Source organism: Georhizobium profundi (assembly GCF_003952725.1).
GTDB classification, from domain to species: Bacteria; Pseudomonadota; Alphaproteobacteria; order Rhizobiales; family Rhizobiaceae; genus Georhizobium; species Georhizobium profundi.
In genome coordinates, this window is the sequence record NZ_CP032509.1 from 1,839,035 (window position 1) to 1,857,599 (window position 18,565).

The window sequence follows — 18,565 nt, forward strand, 5'->3', positions numbered from 1 at the left end:
GCGCGAGGCAGGTTTCGTCCTGCCTCGATCGACCTATTTGCGCAGAGAGCTCAGCGGCTTCTTCAGCAATTGCGCACGCAGCGAAATGCCTCCGCTTGTCGGTCTCGGCGGTGCGGTTTCCGGATCCTGCGAGCCCAATGAAGGCTGCGGTTCCCGGTAGCGAGAGTCATCCATCAGCGATGGCGCCGGTCGTTGCACTTCGCCATGGTGGAGAGGAGCGGGCGATGGAGCCGCGCGGGCCGTGCCATACGCATTGTCGCCGGGCTGGCTCATCCGGCCGCCGGCATAGGCCGCCGGTTCGCCGGCCTGCGGCAAGAACTCGGGCACCGGGGCACCCGTCAGGCCGGCTGCCTCATTGGTCGACAGGTTGCGCATGCGCTGAACGATCGTGCGCAGATCGAGTTCGGCTTCTTGCCCATCCTGAGATTTGGTTGAGCCGTTGGCCTTGGGCAGGCTGCGTTCCGGAATGCGCTCGAAGATCATGCGCATCGGCACGGCCACAGCCTCACCGAACGCGATCGCCTCGCGATTGCCGATCGAGGAGAGAAAGCTCGTTGTCGACGACGAGGAATCGGCGATGGCCGAGCGGATGATTTCCTGGTCGCGATCATTGGCAAGCCGCATTGCGAAGACGGTGGAGCACTGCGACAGGATCGTCGGGTCGAGTTCGCCCGGACGCTGCGTCACGACGCCGAGGCTGACGCCGTATTTGCGGCCTTCCTTGGCGATGCGGGAGATCGCTTGGCGGGTCGGCACGAAACCCAGATTGGGATCGGCCGGCACGTAGCGGTGGGCTTCTTCGCACAGGACCAGGATGCGAATGCCGCCATCGCTCCAGAGCGCGATTTCGAAGGCCATGCGGCACAGCACCGATGCGACGGAATTCACGACTTCCGAGGGAATGCCGGCAAGCTGGAAGCAACTGATTGGCCGGCCATTTCCCGGAATGCGGAAAATATGGCTCATCGTCTCCACGATCGTGTCGTTGATCGTGTTGGTGGAGAACATGAAATGAAAGCGCGGATCGTTGATCGCCGACATGATGCGCATCTTCAACGAACGCAGGTGCGGCTTGTCGCTTCGACCTTCGAGCCGCCCTATGCGCTCGTCGATCAGCGCGAGAAGATCAGCCATGCGGTAAGGCACGGGCGTATCGGCGGTCAGCGACGAGCGGTCCGTCGCACGACGGAAAAGGCCATTGTCCGGGCCCCCCCGGAAGGCGCGCTTGGCATCGGGAATGAGTTCGCGGAGAAAATCCATTTCCTCCGGAATGCCAGGACGGCCGCGGAAGAGAACCTCGGTAAATTCATCAAGCCGGAACAGCCAAAAGGGCAGGTCCAGCGTCTCGGTGTCGATGACGATCGACGTATCGGGGAACGCTGCGGCGAACTCATTGTGCGGATCGAGAATGAGAACACGCAGATCGGGCGTCGTCTCGATCGCTTTGGTCAACAGCAGTGACACGGCGGAGGATTTGCCGACGCCCGTAGTGCCGACGACGGCGAAATGGCGGTTGAGAAGCGAGGGCACGTGCACTGCCGCGTCCATCGTCTCGTCCTGGGTCAGCTTGCCGATGACAACGCTGTCGCTTCGGCCGCTGTCGTAGATTGCCGCAAGATCGGCAGCACGGATGCGGTGAGCGATCGCGCCGAGATAGGGATAGTTGGAGATGCCGGCCATGAAGATCGGTTTGTGATCGGGGCTGTTGCGGATCTCGCCAACGAGTTCGACTTCGAAATGCAGGATATTGTCGGCGTCCGACTGCCAGCATTCGGCGGGCGAATTCATGGAGTAGACGAGCGCGACGATGCGGCTTTCGCCGACGCTGATGGAAATCAGCCGGCCGACCGACCAGAGTTCCGCAAGCGCGACTTCGCCGTTTTCAGCGATGGCAGAAATCGTGGCCCGGGCGCCATTGCACGAGACGACACGGCCGAGCATTCTTTCTCGGGGATCACCACGGCCTCGTCGATCCTTGAGCGCGGCATCTTCCATCCGGGGTGTGTGACTGAGATCCATCGTGCCCCGCAACCACTTCGAAAGACTGCAAGCCTAACAACGGGCTGTTAAGATTTGGTTGTGCCGATTCGTACAGAATGCATGTCTCAGTTTGAAATCCGCGGCGTTCAGTTGACGGTCGCGCAGTTTACGGTTACGAGACGGTCATGATCAGACATATTCTTATCGTGGTGGGAAGGCGCATGGGCAGGGTGGTGTAACCACCCGGCGACAGCCACCCATGCGCAAACGAGGCTCCTCAAGGGGCCTTTTTTTATGCCCGGATGCGGGCGGTGAAGCGGACGCAGACGACAGGACGGGAGCGAGACCCATGAACGTAACGACCAAGGACGCGCCGGCGCAGGCGACACGGCGACAGGATGCGGCAGGCCAGGAGATGACCGGTGCGGAAATCGTGCTGCAGGCGCTGCGCGATAACGGTGTCGAGCACATCTTCGGTTATCCGGGTGGTGCCGTCCTCCCGATCTACGACGAGATCTTCCAGCAGGACGACGTTCAGCACATTCTGGTGCGTCACGAGCAGGGTGCCGGCCATGCGGCTGAAGGCTACGCGCGATCGACCGGCAAGGTCGGCGTCATGCTGGTCACGTCGGGTCCGGGTGCGACGAATGCGGTGACGCCGCTTCAGGATGCGCTGATGGATTCGATCCCGCTCGTCTGCATCACCGGCCAGGTTCCGACCACGCTGATCGGTTCGGACGCTTTCCAGGAATGCGATACGGTTGGCATCACGCGTCCCTGCACCAAGCACAACTGGCTGGTCAAAGACGTCAACGAGCTTGCCAAGGTCCTTCACGAGGCGTTCCGCATCGCCAAGACCGGCCGCCCCGGCCCGGTCGTCGTCGACATCCCGAAGGACGTCCAGTTCGCCAAGGGCACCTACCACGCGCCTTCGCCTGTCATCGAGCAGAAGAGCTACAAGCCGCGCATCCAGGGCGATCTGAACCAGATCAAGGCGGCGATCGAACTGATGGCCTCGGCCAAGAAGCCAATGCTCTACACGGGCGGCGGTGTCGTCAATTCGGGTCCGGAAGCCAGCCATCTCCTGCGCGAACTGGTCAAGCTGACCAATTTCCCGATCACGTCGACGCTGATGGGGCTCGGCTCCTATCCCGCGTCCGGCGAGAACTGGATGGGCATGCTTGGTATGCACGGCACCTATGAGGCCAACATGGCGATGCATGATTGCGACGTCATGGTCTGCGTCGGTGCCCGGTTCGACGACCGCATCACCGGCCGGCTCGATGCATTCGCGCCGAACTCCAAGAAGATCCACATCGATATCGACCCTTCGTCGATCAACAAGAACGTCCATGTCGACATCCCGATCCTTGGTGATGTCGGGCTAGTTCTCGAAGACATGGTGCGGCTGTGGCGGGCGTCTTCCAAGAAGAACGACCCGGAGGCCATGAAGTCGTGGTGGACGCAGATCACGAAGTGGCGCGCGCGCAACTCGTTGGCCTACAAGCCGAACAGCGACGTGATCATGCCGCAATATGCGGTTCAGCGGCTCTATGAGCTGACGAAGAGCCACGACACCTACATCACTACCGAAGTAGGCCAGCATCAGATGTGGGCGGCGCAGTTCTACGGCTTCGAGAAGCCGAACCGGTGGATGACGTCGGGTGGTCTCGGCACGATGGGCTACGGCCTGCCGGCAGCGCTTGGCGTGCAGATCGCGCATCCGGACGCGCTCGTCATCGACATCGCCGGCGATGCCTCGGTTCTGATGACGATGCAGGAAATGTCCTGCGCGGTGCAGTACAATGCACCGATCAAGATCTTCATCCTGAACAATCAGTATATGGGCATGGTGCGCCAGTGGCAGCAGCTGCTGCATGGCAACCGCCTGTCCAACTCCTATACCGAGGCGCTGCCCGACTTCGTGAAGCTTGCTGAAGCGTATGGCGGCGTCGGCATCCGGGCGGAAAAGCCGGCGGAACTCGACGACAAGATCCAGGAAATGATCGACGTCAAGCGCCCGGTCATCTTCGATTGCCGTGTCGCAAACCTCGCCAATTGCTTCCCGATGATCCCGTCGGGCAAGCCGCACAACGAGATGCTTCTGCCGGACGAAGCCACCGACGAGGCCGTCGCCAATGCCATCAGCGCGGAAGGGCGCTCGCTGGTTTAGTACAGACTTGATCGGTAATCGCTTTTTTAGAAATAGCACGGCAGCAAAGAGACCAGCGCAATGAACGCACAGCAGCAACCCACCGGCTCGGCCTATTTCATCCAGAAGGAGACCGAGGCGGTTGAGACCCACACGCTTTCGGTACTGGTGGACAACGAGCCGGGCGTTCTCGCGCGCGTCATCGGGCTCTTTTCCGGCCGGGGCTACAACATCGAAAGCCTGACGGTTTCGGAAACCGAGCATGAGGCTCATCTGTCGCGCATCACGATCGTGACGCGGGGCACACCGCACGTGCTGGAGCAGATCAAGTCGCAGCTCGAGCGCATCGTGCCGGTCCACGGCGTCAGGGACCTGACGGTACGGGCACGCGAACTCGGCCATGAAAAACCGCTGGAGCGCGAATTGGCGCTTTTGAAGGTGCGTGGGCGCGAGCAGGACCGCATGGAGGCACTGCGCCTTGCCGATGCGTTCCGCGCGCGTGTCATCGACGCCAATATCGAGCACTTCATCTTCGAGATCACCGGGCGTGTCTCGAAGATCGAGCAGTTCATCGCCATCATGCGGCCGCTCGGGCTGATGGAAGTCTGCCGCACCGGGATCGCTGCGATGAACCGCGGTCTGGACGATTGAAATGTGGTGCAGCGATCACGGAAGGTGATTGCTGCTTCACCGCTTGGAATTGGACGTGGGAGGCGAGGGGGCGCTAGGCCTTGCGCTTTCAGGGAGCCGACATGCCGATCGAGACGTTCATAGCGCTTTCCACCTTCGCATTCGTCTCGTCCATGACGCCTGGGCCGAACAACATCATGCTCATGGCGTCGGGCGTCAATTTCGGCTTTCGCCGCACGATCCCGCATATGCTCGGGGTCTGCGTCGGCTTCATGGTCCTGATCATGGCGGTCGGCCTCGGGCTCGGCACGCTGCTGACCATATTCCCTTGGCTGCACACGGCACTCAAAATCGCGGGCGCCGGCTATCTGTGCTATCTCGCTTGGAAGATCGCATCCAGCCGCACCGTGGCGACGGCGGATGGCTCCGCCAAGCCGCTCACCTTCCTGCAGGCCGCGGCCTTCCAGTGGGTCAACCCGAAGGCGTGGGTTGCCTCGGTCTCCGGCGTTGCCGTCTATACGACGATCGAAGCGCCCTTTCTCTCGATGCTGATCGTCGTGTTCGTGTTTTCGCTCGTCAGCGTGCCGAGCGTGACGGCGTGGACGGCGTTCGGCCAGATGCTACGGCAGTTTTTGTCGGACCCTGTCCGCCTGAAATGGTTCAACATTTCCATGGGCATCCTGCTCGCCCTTTCGATCTGGCCGATGCTGAGATAGCCGCAAAATCGTTCTTCTTGTGTTCTTTTTGTCTAGATGATAGTGCTGAACGTCTAGACGAAGGGCGATGCCATGGCTTTTCACATCCGCGATCCGAAAACCGATCAGCTCGTGCGGGAGTTGGCCACGAAACGCGGCATCGGCATCACCGAGGCTGTGCGCGAGGCCGTCGAGAACGAGTTGAAGCGGGAGCGTCAGAAAATTCCCCTCATGGAACGCCTGAAGCCGCTTTTCGACGAGATTGATGCTCTGCCGAAGACCGGACCGGAGCCGGATAAGGCATTTTATGATGAGCTGTGGGGCCAGGAGGGCGACTGATGTTCGTGGATGCTTCGGTCATCGTCGCTATACTGGGAAACGAACCGGATCGAGACGAGTTTGTGGGGCGGCTTGATCAAGCTGTAAGCTGCGTCAGCTCGACGGTCGCTCTGTTCGAGGCTGTTCTCGCCCTTTCCAAACGGCTGGGTGGGCTTGAAACAGCCATTGCCATGGTGGATGAATTTGTGAGCCGGCTGAATATGAGCATCGAGAGCGTCGATCGCTCTTTGTTGCCCGGATTGGTGGATGCCCATGGCCGTTTTGGAAAAGGCTCTGGCCATCCCGCCCGGCTCAACATGGGCGATTGCTTTTCTTACGCGATGGCCAAGCGGGCAGGGATGCCGCTCCTTTACAAGGGCGATGATTTCGCCCAGACCGATCTTGCCTGATCGATGGAATTTGCACCCCAACAGGACGAAGCCCTCAAGGCTGTCGCGCGCTGGCTGAAGGAAGGCCGCTCGCCGATCTTCCGGCTCTTTGGATATGCGGGCACCGGCAAGACGACGCTCGCGCGCCATTTCGCCGAGCATGTGGATGGCGACGTGCAGTTCGCCGCGTTTACCGGCAAGGCCGCGCAGGTGCTGCGCTCGCGCGGCGCTTCAAATGCCAAGACCATCCATTCCTTGATTTATCGGCCCCGCGGCGAGGAAGAAGTCGAGAACGAAGAGACCGGCAAGACCTCGATCTCGCCGATGTTTTCCATCAATCGGCAAAGCCCGATCGCGAAATGCGCGCTGATCGTGGTGGACGAATGCTCGATGGTCGACGAGGCGCTCGGCAAGGATCTGATGAGCTTCGGCGTGCCGATCCTCGTTCTCGGCGATCCCGGCCAGTTGCCGCCGATCACCGGGGGTGGGTTCTTCACCGATCACGAGCCGGATTTTCTGCTGACGGAAATCCACCGGCAGGCGCGCGACAACCCGATCATCACGCTCGCCATGCATGTGCGCGAAGGCCGCGAACTGATGCATGGCGACTGGGGTACTGCGAAGATCATTTCGAAATCCGATGTGACGACGGATCTCGTGCTTGAGGCCGACCAAGTGCTTCTCGGCGTCAATCGGACGCGGCGGCGTTACAATCAGCGGCTCCGGGAACTGAAAGGCTTCACGGCGGCTCATCCTCAATCGGGCGACAAGCTCGTCTGCCTGCGCAACGACCAGGCCAAGGGCTTGCTCAATGGCTCGCTCTGGGCCGTGATGACGTCGTCGAAGGAGACGACCAAGCCCGGCATCAATCTCCTCATCAAGCCGGAAGACGACGATATGGATCGTGGCTCCGCCAAGATCCGGCTTCTGAAGGCAGCCTTTGAGGATCCCGACGCGGACATCCCCTGGTCGACGAAGAAGCGCTTCGATGATTTCGACTATGGCTATGCGCTGACGGTGCACAAGGCGCAGGGCTCGCAGTGGAACAACGTCGTGCTGTTCGACGAAAGCTTCGCCTTCCGCGAAACCCGCGAGCGCTGGCTCTACACGGCAATCACACGGGCAGCGGAACGCCTGACGATCGTGCGGTGATCAGGCTGCGGCCGGTTGTGCGTGCCTGCGCTCATACCAGCTGCGCCATTTCGGGTCGACGTTCAGTCTCGTCAGGTCACCATCCGCCCAGGCCAGCGCCTTCTTGTCCATGATGGCGAACCAAACGGGCGGGCAGGCGGCAAGCACGAAGCAGCCGGCGTAGCCGACGGGAAGCCGCGGCAGATCCTCGTAGTCGCGGAGTGCCTGATAGGGTCGCATCGGGTTGGCGTGATGGTCTGAGTGGCGCTGCAGGTGGAACAGCATCAGGTTGGAGATGATGTGGTTCGTGTTCCAGGAATGACGCGGCTGGCACGGTTCCACACGACCGTCGGGGCGCCTTTGCCGCAGCAGCCCATAGTGCTCGACATAGTTCGCCATGGTCAGGTGAAACCAGCCGATGGGGTGGTGGAGCAGGAGAAACGGCACCATGATCCAGCCGAACAGCCCGATCAGGATCAGCGCGGTCAGCGCCGTGATCGCGTAGCCCTGCAGAACTTCATTTCGCGACGACCACACCGGAAGGCCCTTGCGCGCCAGCCGTTCGCGCTCCAACGCCCAACCGCGGCGGGCGGTGCCCGGAAGTTCGCGCAGCGCAAAGCGGAAAAGGCTTTCGCCAAGCCGTGCCGACGCCGGATCTTCGAATGTCGCGACATGCACATGGTGGCCGCGAATGTGCTCGATGCAGAAATGGCCGTAACCGGTGAGCGCGGTGATGAACCGCGCAGCCCACCGATCGGCGCCGCTGTTCTTGTGACCGAGCTCATGACCGACGGTAAGCGCTGTGCCCGATGATATGCCAGCGCCGAGCGTTACGAGTAGAAAGGCCCACCAGGGTAGGGTCATCGTGCCGATGGCGACCGCTGACAAAAGGAAGCTGGCGTAATAGATAGGGATCGAAAGGTAGAGCAGGACGCGGTAGAAATTGTCCGTCGACAGCTTTTCGACGATCTCCTTGGGAGGGTTGTTCGGGTCCTCACCGACGATCGTGTCGGCGATGGGCAATACGACGTAATAGAAGACGATGGCGAACGCTGCCCAAGCGAGATTGCCGGTGAGCATCAGCATCGCGGCGCCAAAGCCCGGGACGATGGGCGCGACGACCGAAATCAGCCAGAGATGGCGTTTCGTGTCCCGGTACTCGATGCCCTCTCTGCCGTTCCTGCTTGAAACGAAGATCACGCACGCCACCCTCCGCCGCGATCCGGCAAAAATACGCTGAAACGGTGCGGCAACCAAGCGGGTTGTTGGGATGCGATCATCCGACTAAGACACCAAGAAGCAGTGCAGCGGAGCAGCCCATGTCCACCAAGCTTTCGGTCAATCTCAATGCCGTCGCGATGCTGCGCAATCGGCGCGATTTACCATGGCCGAGCGTCACGCATCTCGGTCGCATCGCGCTTCAGGCCGGGGCGCATGGGCTGACGGTTCATCCGCGTCCCGACCAACGCCACATCCGTTTTTCCGATCTGCCGGATCTGCGCGCGCTGATCGATGACGAGTTTCCGGAAGCCGAGTTCAATATTGAAGGCTATCCGACCGACGATTTCCTTGACCTCGTCGAGCGGATCGAGCCGGAGCAGGTGACGCTGGTTCCGGATGATCCGAGCCAGGCGACGTCCGATCACGGTTGGGATTTTCGCAAGCTGCACAATGATTTGGCGCCGATCGTGGAGAGATTGAATCGCAAGGGCATGCAGGTGTCGCTCTTTGCCGATGGCGATGGCGACGAAGAAAGCGTGGCGCTGGCCAAGGCAACAGGCGCTGCGCGTATCGAGCTTTACACGGGACCCTACGGCGGTTGCCACGATGATTCCGATCGCGCTGCCAAGGAGCTGGAACTGCTTGGAAAAACTGCCGATGCGGCGAAGGCGCTCGGGCTCGGCGTCAATGCCGGGCATGATCTGACGGTCGCCAACCTGCCGCCTCTTGTGCGGCGCATTCCCCATCTGGCCGAGGTCTCCATCGGTCACGGTCTTACCGCGGATGCGCTGGAATACGGCATGAAGGAAACCGTGCGCCGCTTCGTTGAGGCTTGCCGGGGCTAGCCGAAAAGGCTTCGATTTGCCTCACGCCTGCCAAATGCTATGAGGCGCCGACGAAAGCCTGCACGCGGTGCGGGCTGCGGTCCAGCGGCCTCATCCTGGTCGCCGGTCCTTTGCCCGGGACGCCGGAGAACCGAACGCTCATGCCCGAAAAGATCCTGATCATAGGCCCCGCCTGGGTCGGGGACATGGTGATGGCGCAGAGCCTGTTCATGACGCTGAAGGCCACGCGGCCAGGCGTCGAGCTTCATGTCGCTGCGCCAAAATGGAGCGAGCCGCTCCTGGCGCGGATGCCCGAAGTCGACCGATCGATCGGCATGGATCTCGCCCATGGCCAGCTCGGTGTCGGCGCGCGCTTCAAGCTTGGCCGCACGCTTGCGCAGGAAGCTTACGATCAGGCGATCCTGCTGCCGAATTCGCTGAAGTCCGCGCTCGTACCGTTCTTCGCCGGCATCCCGGTGCGTACCGGCTGGCGGGGCGAAAGCCGCTATGGCCTGATCAACGACATGCGCAGGCTGGACAAGGCGGCCTTGCCGCTGATGGTCGACCGGTTCAATGCGCTCGCTTTCGACAAGGATCGCATCGGCGCTGCGACCGATTTTCCCGCGCCGCATCCGGAGCCTCGATTGGTCCGGCAAGATCCGGCTGCCGCACTCGCCCAATTCGGCCTCGCCGTCGAGAGGCCCGTGCTGGCGCTCTGCCCCGGCGCCGAATTCGGACCGTCGAAGCGCTGGCCCGAAACGCATTATGCGGAGACTGCAACACGGTTGCTGGAAGAGGGCCATCAGGTGTGGATCTTCGGCTCGGCGAAAGACCGGGCCGTCGGTGAGGCGGTGATTGCCACCGTGCCGGAACACTTGCGCGCGCAGATCTTCAACCTTGCCGGCGCGACGACGCTCGGACAGGCGATCGATCTGCTCGGCCTTGCGGATGCCGTCATCTCCAACGATTCCGGGCTCATGCATGTTGCTGCTGCGCTCGATCGGCCGCTTGTTGCGGTCTACGGCTCGACCTCGCCGTTTTTCACCCCGCCCCTGAGTTCGCGGGCCAGCACTGTGCAACTCGGCATCGAATGCAGCCCGTGCTTCAAGCGTGAATGTCCGCTCGGCCATCACAGATGCATGCGCGATCTCGGCGCGGACAGGGTGCTTGCCGCGCTGCCCAATCTTTCGGCCACCGCCTCATGAAGGTGCTCGTCGTCAAGACATCCTCGATGGGCGATGTGATCCATACGCTCCCGGCGCTCACCGATGCAGCGGAGGCGTTGCCGGGGATCGTGTTCGATTGGGTCGTCGAAGAGGCTTTTCATGAAGTCCCGGCCTGGCACCCGAGCGTTCGAAAGGTCATCCCGGTCGCTATCAGGCGTTGGCGCAAGGCTCCCCTGAAAGCGTTCAGTTCGGGCGAATGGGGACGCTATCGCACGGCGCTGGCTGCCGAGCGCTACGACGCCGTCATCGACGCTCAAGGCTTGCTGAAAAGCACGCTGCTCGCCACAAGGCTGGCAAAAGGCAAGCGGTTCGGCATGGACAGGGCGTCGGCACGCGAACCGGCGGCAGCGCTCTTTTACGACCGAGGAATTGTAGTCCCGAAGGGCGTCCATGCAGTCGACCGGACGCGACGTCTCTTTGCTGGCGCCATCGGCTACAGGATGCCGGAGGGGCGCGGGCGCTACGGCATAGAAGTGCCGACCAGTGCGGATGCCGAGGGTGTGCCCTATCTCGTCTTCCTGCACGGCACCACGCGCCACGAGAAACACTGGCCGGAGGTTTACTGGGCGGAGCTGATCGCGCTTGCGCTTGCTGAAGGGTTTCGGATCAAGCTGGTCTGGGGGAATGCTGCGGAGCAAGCGCGTGCGGAGCGGCTGGCATCGGCCGGTCCGATGGTCGAAGTCCTGCCGCGCTCATCGCTCACCACCATTGCTCAGGTCCTGTCGCAGGCGGCGGGCATCGTGTCGGTGGATACGGGTCTTTCCCATCTGGCAGCGGCGCTTGGGCGACCCAATGTCGTGCTGTTCGGTCCGACGGATCCGGGGCTTGTCGGCGGTTATGGCGAGCGACAGGTCTGCCTTGAAGCCCGACATTTCCAGCCTTCGGGTCGCGACGTCGATCCCGCAATCTTTGCTCCTCTGACACCGGAGATCGTGCTGTCCACGCTCGATCGGCTTCTAAAGAGCGAAGAAGCGCGTTAAAGCGCTCAGCCAGCGCGAATTCGCCAACAAGGTCACGGTTACAAGATGCAACTCTCCATGCCGCGCTTCGACAGCGCCCGCGTTCTCATTGTTGGCGATGTCATGCTCGATCGCTACTGGATGGGCGAAACAACCCGGATCTCGCCGGAGGCGCCGGTGCCGGCGGTGCGCGTCGCCGCGACGGAAGACCGTCCGGGCGGGGCGGCCAATGTGGCGCTCAACGTTGCGGCGCTCGGCGGCGCGGCTTCGCTCATCGGCCTTGTCGGTCGCGATGAGCCGGGCGAGGCGCTTGCCGGGCAACTTGAGGCCGCCGGGGTCGCCTGCCGGCTCATCGGCGTGGAAAAAGAGCGCACGATCGTCAAGCTGCGCGTCATCGCGCGCAACCAGCAGCTGATCCGGCTCGATCTTGAAGACAGGTTTGCCGATGTGCATGCTCCCGCGATCGCCGGTGCGCTCGGCGATGCCTTGGATAGCGCTTCGGTGGTCATCCTGTCCGACTATGGGAAGGGGACGCTCAGCGACATTCAGGCCCTCATCACTGCCGCCCGAGCCAAGGGATGCTCCGTGCTCGTCGATCCAAAGGGCGTCGATTTCGAGCGTTATCGAGGCGCCTCGCTGCTCAAGCCCAATCTCGCTGAATTCGAGGCTGTCGTCGGCCATTGCGGCAGCGAGCAGGTGCTGCTCGAAAAGGCGCGCGCGCTGGTCGAGCAACTCGAACTCGGCGCACTGCTGGTTACCCGCGGCAAGAGCGGAATGACCTTGCTCAGGCGCGGCGAGGCGCCCGTGCATTTCCCCACGCAGGCGCGCGAGGTCTACGATGTGACCGGCGCAGGCGACACGGTGATTTCGACCATCGGCGCAGCACTTGGCGCCGGCGAGGACCTCGTCGCTGCCGTCGGCCTGTCGAATGTCGCTGCCGGTATCGCGGTCGGCAAGCTCGGCACTGCCGCTGTCAGCGGCCCGGAACTGCGCCGCGCGATCAGCGCGCAGCGCGAGCACGATCGCGGCGCCGTCAGCGAGGAGCAACTGGTCGCGGCGATTGCCGACGCGAAGGCAGCGGGCGAGCGCATCGTTTTCACCAATGGCTGTTTCGACATCCTTCATGCGGGTCATGTCGGCTATCTCGAACAGGCGCGCGCGCTCGGCGACCGTCTCGTCGTCGCGATCAACAGCGATGCTTCGGTCAAGCGGCTCAAGGGCCCGTCGCGGCCGGTCAACACGCTCGATCGGCGCATGGTTGTGTTGAGCGCGCTGGAATCGGTCGACTGGGTCGTGGCCTTCGAAGACGACACGCCGACGCCGCTGATCGAGAAGGTGCGGCCCGACATCCTGGTGAAGGGCGGCGATTATTCGCTCGATCAGGTGGTCGGCGGCGAAATCGTGCGTGCCTATGGAGGCGAGGTCCGCGTGCTGTCTCATCTGGACAATTGTTCCACGACCGCCATCGTCGAGGCGATCCGCGGTCGCTCGGGCCGCCAGGACTAAGCGCTCTCCTCCAAAATTCGAGGGTGATGGTCGGCGTCCGCTTGACACGCCAACCGTAGCGCCTTAGAGCCGAACCGTAACGTACGGTACGGTAGGATTATGCAACAAGCAGCGGTTATGGAGCGGGAGGCGGACTGGACGGAGCGGCAACGCGACGTGCTCGATGCCGTGCTTGCGCTGCTCGTCCAGAGCGGCGACGCCGTCACCATGACCGCCGTCGCGCGCCGGGCAAGCTGCTCCAAGGAAACGCTCTACAAGTGGTTCGGCGACCGGGACGGTCTGCTGACGGCTGCCGTGCAGCGTCAGGCCTCGCGCGTCCATATCGCCAATGCCGAGGCGGGCGGTCTGGACGCCTCTTCGCTCAAGATGCACCTGACTGACTACGCAGCAAGCTGGCTTCGGGTCATCTCCGGCCCGCGATCCGTTGCCTTGAACCGCGTGGCCATCAGCCATGCCGGCTCCGAGCGCAGCCGGCTTGGGGCGATCGTGCTAGAAAACGGCCGCTTCGCGCTCGGCCGTCGCATGAAGCCGATGCTGGAGGCCGGAAGGGCAGGCGGCCTGCTTGCCTTTGCCGATGCCGAAGCCGCGTTCCAGACCTTTTTCGGGCTCGTTGCCCGCGACGTTCAGATCCGGCTGCTGCTCGGCGACCGGATCGACATGACTGAAGATCGCATCGCGCGGGATGCCGCCTTGGCGGTCGATCAGTTTCTTGCCCTATTCGGAACCGCGAACAGGGTTGCCAATTACAAAGATCAACCAAGGGAAGGATGACCCCAATGCGTGTCTATTACGATCGCGACGCCGATCTCAATCTCATCAAGTCGAAGAATGTCGCCATCATTGGCTACGGGTCCCAGGGCCGCGCACATGCGCTGAACCTCAAGGATTCCGGCGCACAGAACGTCGTGATCGCGCTGCGCGAAGGCTCCGCAACGGTCAAGAAAGCCGAAGCCGATGGCTTCCAGGTCAAGTCGGTCGCCGAAGCTGCCGCCTGGGCCGACCTGATGATGATGGCGACGCCGGACGAACTGCAGGCCGACATCTACCGCGACCACATCGCCGGCAACATCCGCGATGGCGCTGCTATTGCCTTCGCGCACGGCCTCAACGTGCATTTCGGCCTGATCGAGCCGAAGTCGAGCGTCGACGTTCTCATGGTCGCGCCGAAGGGCCCCGGCCATACGGTTCGTGGCGAGTACCAGAAGGGCGGCGGCGTGCCGTGCCTGGTCGCCGTTCACCAGAACCCATCGGGCAATGCGCTTGATCTCGCGCTGTCCTACGCCTGCGGCGTCGGCGGCGGCCGCTCGGGCATCATCGAGACGAACTTCAAGGAAGAGTGCGAAACCGATCTCTTCGGTGAGCAGGTCGTTCTCTGCGGCGGTCTGGTCGAACTGATCCGCGCTGGTTTCGAGACGCTGGTCGAAGCCGGTTACGCACCGGAAATGGCCTATTTCGAGTGCCTGCACGAAGTGAAGCTCATCGTCGACCTGATCTACGAGGGCGGCATCGCGAACATGAACTACTCGATCTCCAACACCGCCGAGTGGGGCGAGTACGTCACCGGTCCGCGCATCATCACGGATGAGACGAAGGCCGAGATGAAGCGCGTGCTGAAGGACATCCAGTCCGGCCGCTTCACGTCGGAATGGATGCAGGAATACCGTTCGGGCGGCGCGCGCTTCAAGGGCATCCGCCGCGTCAACGACAGCCACCAGATCGAAGAAGTCGGTGAAAAGCTGCGTGGCATGATGCCGTGGATCAAGTCGAACGCGCTCGTCGACAAGGCACGCAATTAATTCGTTGCCTTGAGGGCGGTCGTTAAATCGGCCGCCGAACAATTGCTGAGGCGGCCGCGGAGCAATCCGCGGCCTTTTTCCGTCTCAAATGCCGTTGTCTGATGCCTCTGCCTCAGGCCGGTGTTTTCGGTGGGTCGATGTCGGCGAGCATCCGGCGCAGCCGCGAGACGATCTCCGTCGCCTGCTGCAAGTCGCTCTCGGGCATGTCGAGACAGGACAGGATGCAATCGGGGATTTGAGCCGCGCGGGCAGCGATCTCCTGACCACGCTCGGTCAAGTGCACCAGTACGCGGCGCTCGTCGTCGGCCTGGCGCGTGCGGCCGACGAGGCCCGCGATCTCCATGCGCTTGAGAAGCGGGGAGAGCGTGTTCGTATCGAGCATCAATTCGCGGCCGAGCGATCCCACGCCACGCTTGTCTTCATGGCGCAACGCCAGAAGAACGAGATATTGCGGGTAGGTGATGCCGAGCGGATCCAGAATCGGCTGGTAGAAGCGATTGAAGGCATGGCTGACCGCATACAGATTGAAACACAGCATAGCCTGTGGATCGATCGTCTCGGGCGCTTCTGCATTGTTCTGTGACATGGCTGGTCCGGCTCGCGTTCCCCTGAGTTAGGTCGATACGGCGCAAAACGCAATCGATAGCGACATCCTATTGTCATTTGTATCGTGCACGATATAAGCGAGTTCGACTTTTAACAGAGGAGATATGCAATGTCGGTCAACGTTCTCTACCGCACCCAGGCCACCGCAACCGGCGGTCGCGACGGTCGCTCGGCCACCAAGGATGGTGCCGTCGACGTCAAGCTGGTCACCCCCAAGGAGCTTGGAGGCGCTGGCGGTGACGGGGTCAATCCCGAGCAGCTTTTCGCGACCGGCTATGCCGCCTGCTTTCTCGGTGCCTTGAAGTTCGTCGCTTCGAAAGAGAAAGTCAGCGTTCCGGCCGATGCGAACGTGACTGCCGATGTCGGCATTGGTCCACGCGCAGACGAGGGCGGCTTCGGTCTGGACGTGGCACTTACCGTTTCGCTGCCGGGCGTGGAAGACGCCGTCGCCGACGATCTGATTGCCAAAGCCCACGTCGTCTGCCCTTACTCGCACGCCACACGTGGCAACATCTCCGTTTCCGTCAACCGCGCGTAGGGACAGATCATGAATATCACCAGACGTTCATTCGGCCTCGGGGCGCTTGCCGCCGCTTCCACTCTGGCATTGCCTGCTTGGGCGCTAGCGCCGCTTGCCGGCGTGCAAGTTCCAGGCGTCGTCCGCCGCAAGGTCGGGTCCTTCGAGATCACGGCGATCAACGATGGCTACACCGCGCTGACCGCCGATCTCTTCTCCGGCGTTCCGGCAACCGACATCGAGGCTGCACTCGCTTCCGTGCGCCAGGGGACGACCATCCCGACGGCGGTGAACACCTTTGTCGTCAATTCCGATGCGGGCACCTGGCTCATCGATGCGGGTTCGGGTCCGTCGCAGGCTTTCGGGCCCAATCTCGGCCGCACGGTGGCCAATCTTGAAGCCGCAGGCATCACGCCGGACCAGATCGACGGCGTGATCCTCACGCATGCCCATATCGATCACGTCGAAGGTCTCGTCGATGGCAGCGGCGCCGCCGTCTTCGCCAATGCCGAAGTGGTCATCCATGAAGACGAGTACGGCTTCTGGTTCGATGACGGGATGATGTCGCAGGCGCCGGAAGCAGCGCAGGGCCTGTTCGAAAGTGCGCGCCGGTCGCTAACGCCTTACGCCGATCGCACGCGACAGGTTCAGGCAGGTGAAGTGGCGCCGGGCCTGACGCTTATCCATGCACCGGGCCACACGCCGGGACATTCGGTGCTGCACATCGCCAGCGGTGACGACGAGATGCTGATCCTCGGCGATACGCTGCACAATGCCGCGATCCATACCGCTTACCCGGATGTGGGCTTCGGCTTCGACACCGATGCTGCGCTTGCTGCGCAGTCGCGTCGTGCGCAGTTCGACCGCGTCGCGGCCGACGGCATTCTTGTCGCTGCCACCCATGTGGCGTTTCCGAGCTTCGGCTACATCGTCGCCGAAGGTGATCGGTTCCGTTATCAGCAGGCGGAGTGGCAGTTCCCGCTCTGATCCCGTTCAGGTCTGAACACATGAAAAGGGCCGCGGAACCCAGTTCCGCGGCCCTTTTTTATATGCGACGCGTGGATTCGTCAGAGCTCCAGGCCGAAGACGATCGGGCCCAGCGCCAGGAAGAGGCCATAGATCAGGATGATCGCGAGGATGTTCATCCAGATTCCTGCGCGCATCATGTCGGTAAGGCGCATGCGGTCGTAGGAGAACGCAATCGCATTCGGCGGTGTTGCGACCGGCATCATGAAGGCCATGCTGGCGGCAACGGCGACCGGGACGGTCAAGAGCAGCGGATCAAGCCCAAGGCCGACGGCAACGGCGCCGAGGATCGGCAGGAACGTGGCTGCGGAGGCCGTGTTCGACGTGATCTCGGTGAGGAAGATCATCGCCGTGGTCAGGACGAGCACCAGGATGAAGACGCTGATCTCCAAACCGCCGACCGATTGGCCGATCCATTCCGCCAACCCCGTCGAGGCGAAGCCGCCGGCAAGTGCCAGGCCGCCGCCGAAGAGAAGCAGGATACCCCACGGCACCTTCTTCGTGGTCTCCCAGTCGAGCGTGCGCTCGCCTGTGTGGCGGCTCACCGGAATGGCAAACAGCAGCAGCGCCGCGGCGATGCCGATGACGGTGTCGTCCAGTGCGAGACCGGTGATGTCGGCAAGCAGCGTGCGGAAGATCCAAGCGAGCGCAGCCAGCATGAACACAACGCCGACGAGCTTTTCGCCGCGGCCCATGGGTGGCAGCGCCCGATATTCCTTCCGGATGCCGGCGCCGGCATCGTCGATTGCGATCGTGTGAGTGGGAAAGAGGAAGCGGGTCAAGAGCAGCCAGGCGAGCGGCAGCATGATGAGGACGATCGGCACGCCGAACAGCATCCAGGTGAAGAAGCTGATCTCGATGTCGTACTGGTCGCGCATCAGGCTGGCGAGAAATGCATTCGGCGGTGTGCCGATCAGCGTGCCGACGCCGCCGATCGAAGCCGCATAGGCGATGGCCAGCATCAGCGCGACGCCGAAATTGCGGATGATCGTGTCGTCGTCGGTCTTCTCGGAGATGAAATCGATCACCGACTTGCCGACAGCAAACATCATGACCGCCGTGGCCGTGTTCGAAATCCACATGGACAGGAACGCCGTCGCGATCATGAAGCCGAGGATGATCTTTTGCGGCGAGGTGCCGATGGTCGCCACGATCATCAGGGCAAGCCGGCGGTGCAGGCCGACCTTCTGCATCGCGCCGGCCAATAGAAATCCGCCGAGGAACAGGAATACGATGGGGTCGCCGTAGCTGCGGGCGATTTCCGCTGTGGTGCCGATGGCGAACAGCGGCATGGCAATCAGAGGCACAAGCGCCGTAGCGGGGATTGGGATCGCCTCGGTCAACCACCAGATGACCATCCAGGCGGCAACAGCGACCATGCGCCATGCTTCCGGTGCCATGCCCTCGGGAGCGGGCAGGGCCAGCAGAAGGAACGCGACCAACGGTCCGGCGATGATGGAGCCTATCTTGAAGACTGACAGCACCGGTTCAGTGGACGTGTCCGGCCGGGGCTGGGGCGCGCGCGGTCCGGCATTGCTGGAGTTCTGTGACATGTGATGAGATGATCCCTGAGCGTTTCGCTAAATGTC

At 62.4% G+C, this 18,565-nt stretch carries 18 protein-coding genes; 14 read left to right on the top strand and 4 right to left on the bottom strand.

Annotated elements, in window-relative coordinates; all coding sequences use genetic code 11:
- Window positions 1–33: 33 nt before the first annotated feature.
- Window positions 34–2,019, bottom strand: a complete 1,986-nt coding sequence (locus tag D5400_RS08565) for an ATP-binding protein (RefSeq protein ID WP_126009542.1) — start codon at window positions 2,017–2,019, stop codon at window positions 34–36.
- Window positions 2,020–2,329: 310 nt separating this feature from the next.
- Between D5400_RS08565 and D5400_RS08570 the strand changes: the two genes are divergently transcribed.
- The 6 genes from D5400_RS08570 to D5400_RS08595 all read left to right on the top strand — a co-directional run bounded on the left by D5400_RS08570 (window position 2,330) and on the right by D5400_RS08595 (window position 7,316).
- Window positions 2,330–4,153: an acetolactate synthase 3 large subunit gene (locus D5400_RS08570; protein WP_126009544.1), complete on the top strand. Its 1,824-nt coding sequence runs from the start codon at window positions 2,330–2,332 to the stop codon at window positions 4,151–4,153.
- A 60-nt stretch (window positions 4,154–4,213) separates the two neighbouring features.
- On the top strand, window positions 4,214–4,783 hold the full coding sequence (gene ilvN, locus D5400_RS08575) for an acetolactate synthase small subunit (RefSeq protein WP_126009546.1): 570 nt from the start codon (window positions 4,214–4,216) through the stop codon (window positions 4,781–4,783).
- Between the two features lie 101 nt (window positions 4,784–4,884).
- Complete coding sequence (locus D5400_RS08580; RefSeq protein ID WP_126009548.1) at window positions 4,885–5,478, top strand: LysE family translocator; 594 nt, start codon at window positions 4,885–4,887, stop codon at window positions 5,476–5,478.
- Between the two features lie 72 nt (window positions 5,479–5,550).
- Window positions 5,551–5,796, top strand: a complete 246-nt coding sequence (locus D5400_RS08585; RefSeq protein ID WP_126009550.1) for a type II toxin-antitoxin system VapB family antitoxin — start codon at window positions 5,551–5,553, stop codon at window positions 5,794–5,796.
- Window positions 5,796–6,185 carry a type II toxin-antitoxin system VapC family toxin gene (locus D5400_RS08590; RefSeq protein ID WP_245451487.1) on the top strand — a complete coding sequence of 130 codons (390 nt, stop codon included), beginning with the start codon at window positions 5,796–5,798 and terminating at the stop codon, window positions 6,183–6,185. Before D5400_RS08585 ends, D5400_RS08590 begins: the two co-directional genes overlap by 1 nt.
- A gap of 3 nt (window positions 6,186–6,188) precedes the next feature.
- Window positions 6,189–7,316, top strand: coding sequence for an ATP-dependent DNA helicase (locus tag D5400_RS08595; protein WP_126009552.1), 1,128 nt, complete (start codon window positions 6,189–6,191; stop codon window positions 7,314–7,316).
- On the opposite strand, the gene D5400_RS08600 is transcribed toward D5400_RS08595, so the two are convergent.
- The gene (locus D5400_RS08600) at window positions 7,317–8,495 is read right to left on the bottom strand and encodes an alkane 1-monooxygenase (RefSeq protein ID WP_126009554.1); all 1,179 of its coding nucleotides are present in this window, start codon (window positions 8,493–8,495) and stop codon (window positions 7,317–7,319) included.
- Between the two features lie 119 nt (window positions 8,496–8,614).
- Here D5400_RS08600 and D5400_RS08605 point away from each other — a divergent pair, with 119 nt between their 5' ends.
- From D5400_RS08605 to ilvC, 6 genes are all read left to right on the top strand, one after another.
- Window positions 8,615–9,361 carry a pyridoxine 5'-phosphate synthase gene (locus D5400_RS08605; RefSeq protein ID WP_126009556.1) on the top strand — a complete coding sequence of 249 codons (747 nt, stop codon included), beginning with the start codon at window positions 8,615–8,617 and terminating at the stop codon, window positions 9,359–9,361.
- A gap of 140 nt (window positions 9,362–9,501) precedes the next feature.
- On the top strand, window positions 9,502–10,545 hold the full coding sequence (gene waaF / locus D5400_RS08610; RefSeq protein ID WP_126009559.1) for a lipopolysaccharide heptosyltransferase II: 1,044 nt from the start codon (window positions 9,502–9,504) through the stop codon (window positions 10,543–10,545).
- The gene (rfaC, locus tag D5400_RS08615; protein WP_126009561.1) at window positions 10,542–11,546 is read left to right on the top strand and encodes a lipopolysaccharide heptosyltransferase RfaC; all 1,005 of its coding nucleotides are present in this window, start codon (window positions 10,542–10,544) and stop codon (window positions 11,544–11,546) included. The genes waaF and rfaC overlap by 4 nt, the downstream gene beginning before the upstream one ends.
- Window positions 11,547–11,603: 57 nt before the next feature.
- Complete coding sequence (gene hldE, locus D5400_RS08620) at window positions 11,604–13,031, top strand: bifunctional D-glycero-beta-D-manno-heptose-7-phosphate kinase/D-glycero-beta-D-manno-heptose 1-phosphate adenylyltransferase HldE (RefSeq protein ID WP_205665540.1); 1,428 nt, start codon at window positions 11,604–11,606, stop codon at window positions 13,029–13,031.
- Window positions 13,032–13,130: 99 nt separating this feature from the next.
- A complete protein-coding gene (locus D5400_RS08625) occupies window positions 13,131–13,802 on the top strand; it encodes a TetR/AcrR family transcriptional regulator (protein ID WP_126009565.1) in 672 nt (223 codons plus the stop codon).
- A 5-nt stretch (window positions 13,803–13,807) separates the two neighbouring features.
- On the top strand, window positions 13,808–14,827 hold the full coding sequence (gene ilvC / locus D5400_RS08630) for a ketol-acid reductoisomerase (RefSeq protein ID WP_126009567.1): 1,020 nt from the start codon (window positions 13,808–13,810) through the stop codon (window positions 14,825–14,827).
- A gap of 112 nt (window positions 14,828–14,939) precedes the next feature.
- Here the strand turns inward: ilvC and D5400_RS08635 are convergent, their stop codons facing one another.
- On the bottom strand, window positions 14,940–15,413 hold the full coding sequence (locus tag D5400_RS08635) for a MarR family winged helix-turn-helix transcriptional regulator (protein WP_205665541.1): 474 nt from the start codon (window positions 15,411–15,413) through the stop codon (window positions 14,940–14,942).
- 129 nt (window positions 15,414–15,542) lie between these two features.
- On the opposite strand from D5400_RS08635, the gene D5400_RS08640 reads away from it, so the two are divergent.
- Together D5400_RS08640 and D5400_RS08645 are read left to right on the top strand one after the other, a co-directional pair.
- Window positions 15,543–15,971, top strand: a complete 429-nt coding sequence (locus D5400_RS08640; RefSeq protein WP_126009570.1) for an organic hydroperoxide resistance protein — start codon at window positions 15,543–15,545, stop codon at window positions 15,969–15,971.
- A gap of 9 nt (window positions 15,972–15,980) precedes the next feature.
- Complete coding sequence (locus tag D5400_RS08645) at window positions 15,981–16,937, top strand: MBL fold metallo-hydrolase (RefSeq protein WP_126009572.1); 957 nt, start codon at window positions 15,981–15,983, stop codon at window positions 16,935–16,937.
- Between the two features lie 80 nt (window positions 16,938–17,017).
- On the opposite strand, the gene D5400_RS08650 is transcribed toward D5400_RS08645, so the two are convergent.
- Window positions 17,018–18,529, bottom strand: coding sequence for an SLC13 family permease (locus tag D5400_RS08650; RefSeq protein ID WP_126009574.1), 1,512 nt, complete (start codon window positions 18,527–18,529; stop codon window positions 17,018–17,020).
- Window positions 18,530–18,565 lie beyond the last annotated feature (36 nt).

Bases quoted from the DNA above. Each gene is read 5' to 3' on its own strand.
- D5400_RS08565 (WP_126009542.1), bottom strand. From the start codon at position 2,019: ATGGATCTCAGTCACACACCCCGGATGGAAGATGCCGCGCTCAAGGAT.
- D5400_RS08570 (WP_126009544.1), top strand. From the start codon at position 2,330: ATGAACGTAACGACCAAGGACGCGCCGGCGCAGGCGACACGGCGACAG.
- ilvN (WP_126009546.1), top strand. From the start codon at position 4,214: ATGAACGCACAGCAGCAACCCACCGGCTCGGCCTATTTCATCCAGAAG.
- D5400_RS08580 (WP_126009548.1), top strand. From the start codon at position 4,885: ATGCCGATCGAGACGTTCATAGCGCTTTCCACCTTCGCATTCGTCTCG.
- D5400_RS08585 (WP_126009550.1), top strand. From the start codon at position 5,551: ATGGCTTTTCACATCCGCGATCCGAAAACCGATCAGCTCGTGCGGGAG.
- D5400_RS08590 (WP_245451487.1), top strand. From the start codon at position 5,796: ATGTTCGTGGATGCTTCGGTCATCGTCGCTATACTGGGAAACGAACCG.
- D5400_RS08595 (WP_126009552.1), top strand. From the start codon at position 6,189: ATGGAATTTGCACCCCAACAGGACGAAGCCCTCAAGGCTGTCGCGCGC.
- D5400_RS08605 (WP_126009556.1), top strand. From the start codon at position 8,615: ATGTCCACCAAGCTTTCGGTCAATCTCAATGCCGTCGCGATGCTGCGC.
- waaF (WP_126009559.1), top strand. From the start codon at position 9,502: ATGCCCGAAAAGATCCTGATCATAGGCCCCGCCTGGGTCGGGGACATG.
- rfaC (WP_126009561.1), top strand. From the start codon at position 10,542: ATGAAGGTGCTCGTCGTCAAGACATCCTCGATGGGCGATGTGATCCAT.
- hldE (WP_205665540.1), top strand. From the start codon at position 11,604: ATGCCGCGCTTCGACAGCGCCCGCGTTCTCATTGTTGGCGATGTCATG.
- D5400_RS08625 (WP_126009565.1), top strand. From the start codon at position 13,131: ATGCAACAAGCAGCGGTTATGGAGCGGGAGGCGGACTGGACGGAGCGG.
- ilvC (WP_126009567.1), top strand. From the start codon at position 13,808: ATGCGTGTCTATTACGATCGCGACGCCGATCTCAATCTCATCAAGTCG.
- D5400_RS08635 (WP_205665541.1), bottom strand. From the start codon at position 15,413: ATGTCACAGAACAATGCAGAAGCGCCCGAGACGATCGATCCACAGGCT.
- D5400_RS08640 (WP_126009570.1), top strand. From the start codon at position 15,543: ATGTCGGTCAACGTTCTCTACCGCACCCAGGCCACCGCAACCGGCGGT.
- D5400_RS08645 (WP_126009572.1), top strand. From the start codon at position 15,981: ATGAATATCACCAGACGTTCATTCGGCCTCGGGGCGCTTGCCGCCGCT.
- D5400_RS08650 (WP_126009574.1), bottom strand. From the start codon at position 18,529: ATGTCACAGAACTCCAGCAATGCCGGACCGCGCGCGCCCCAGCCCCGG.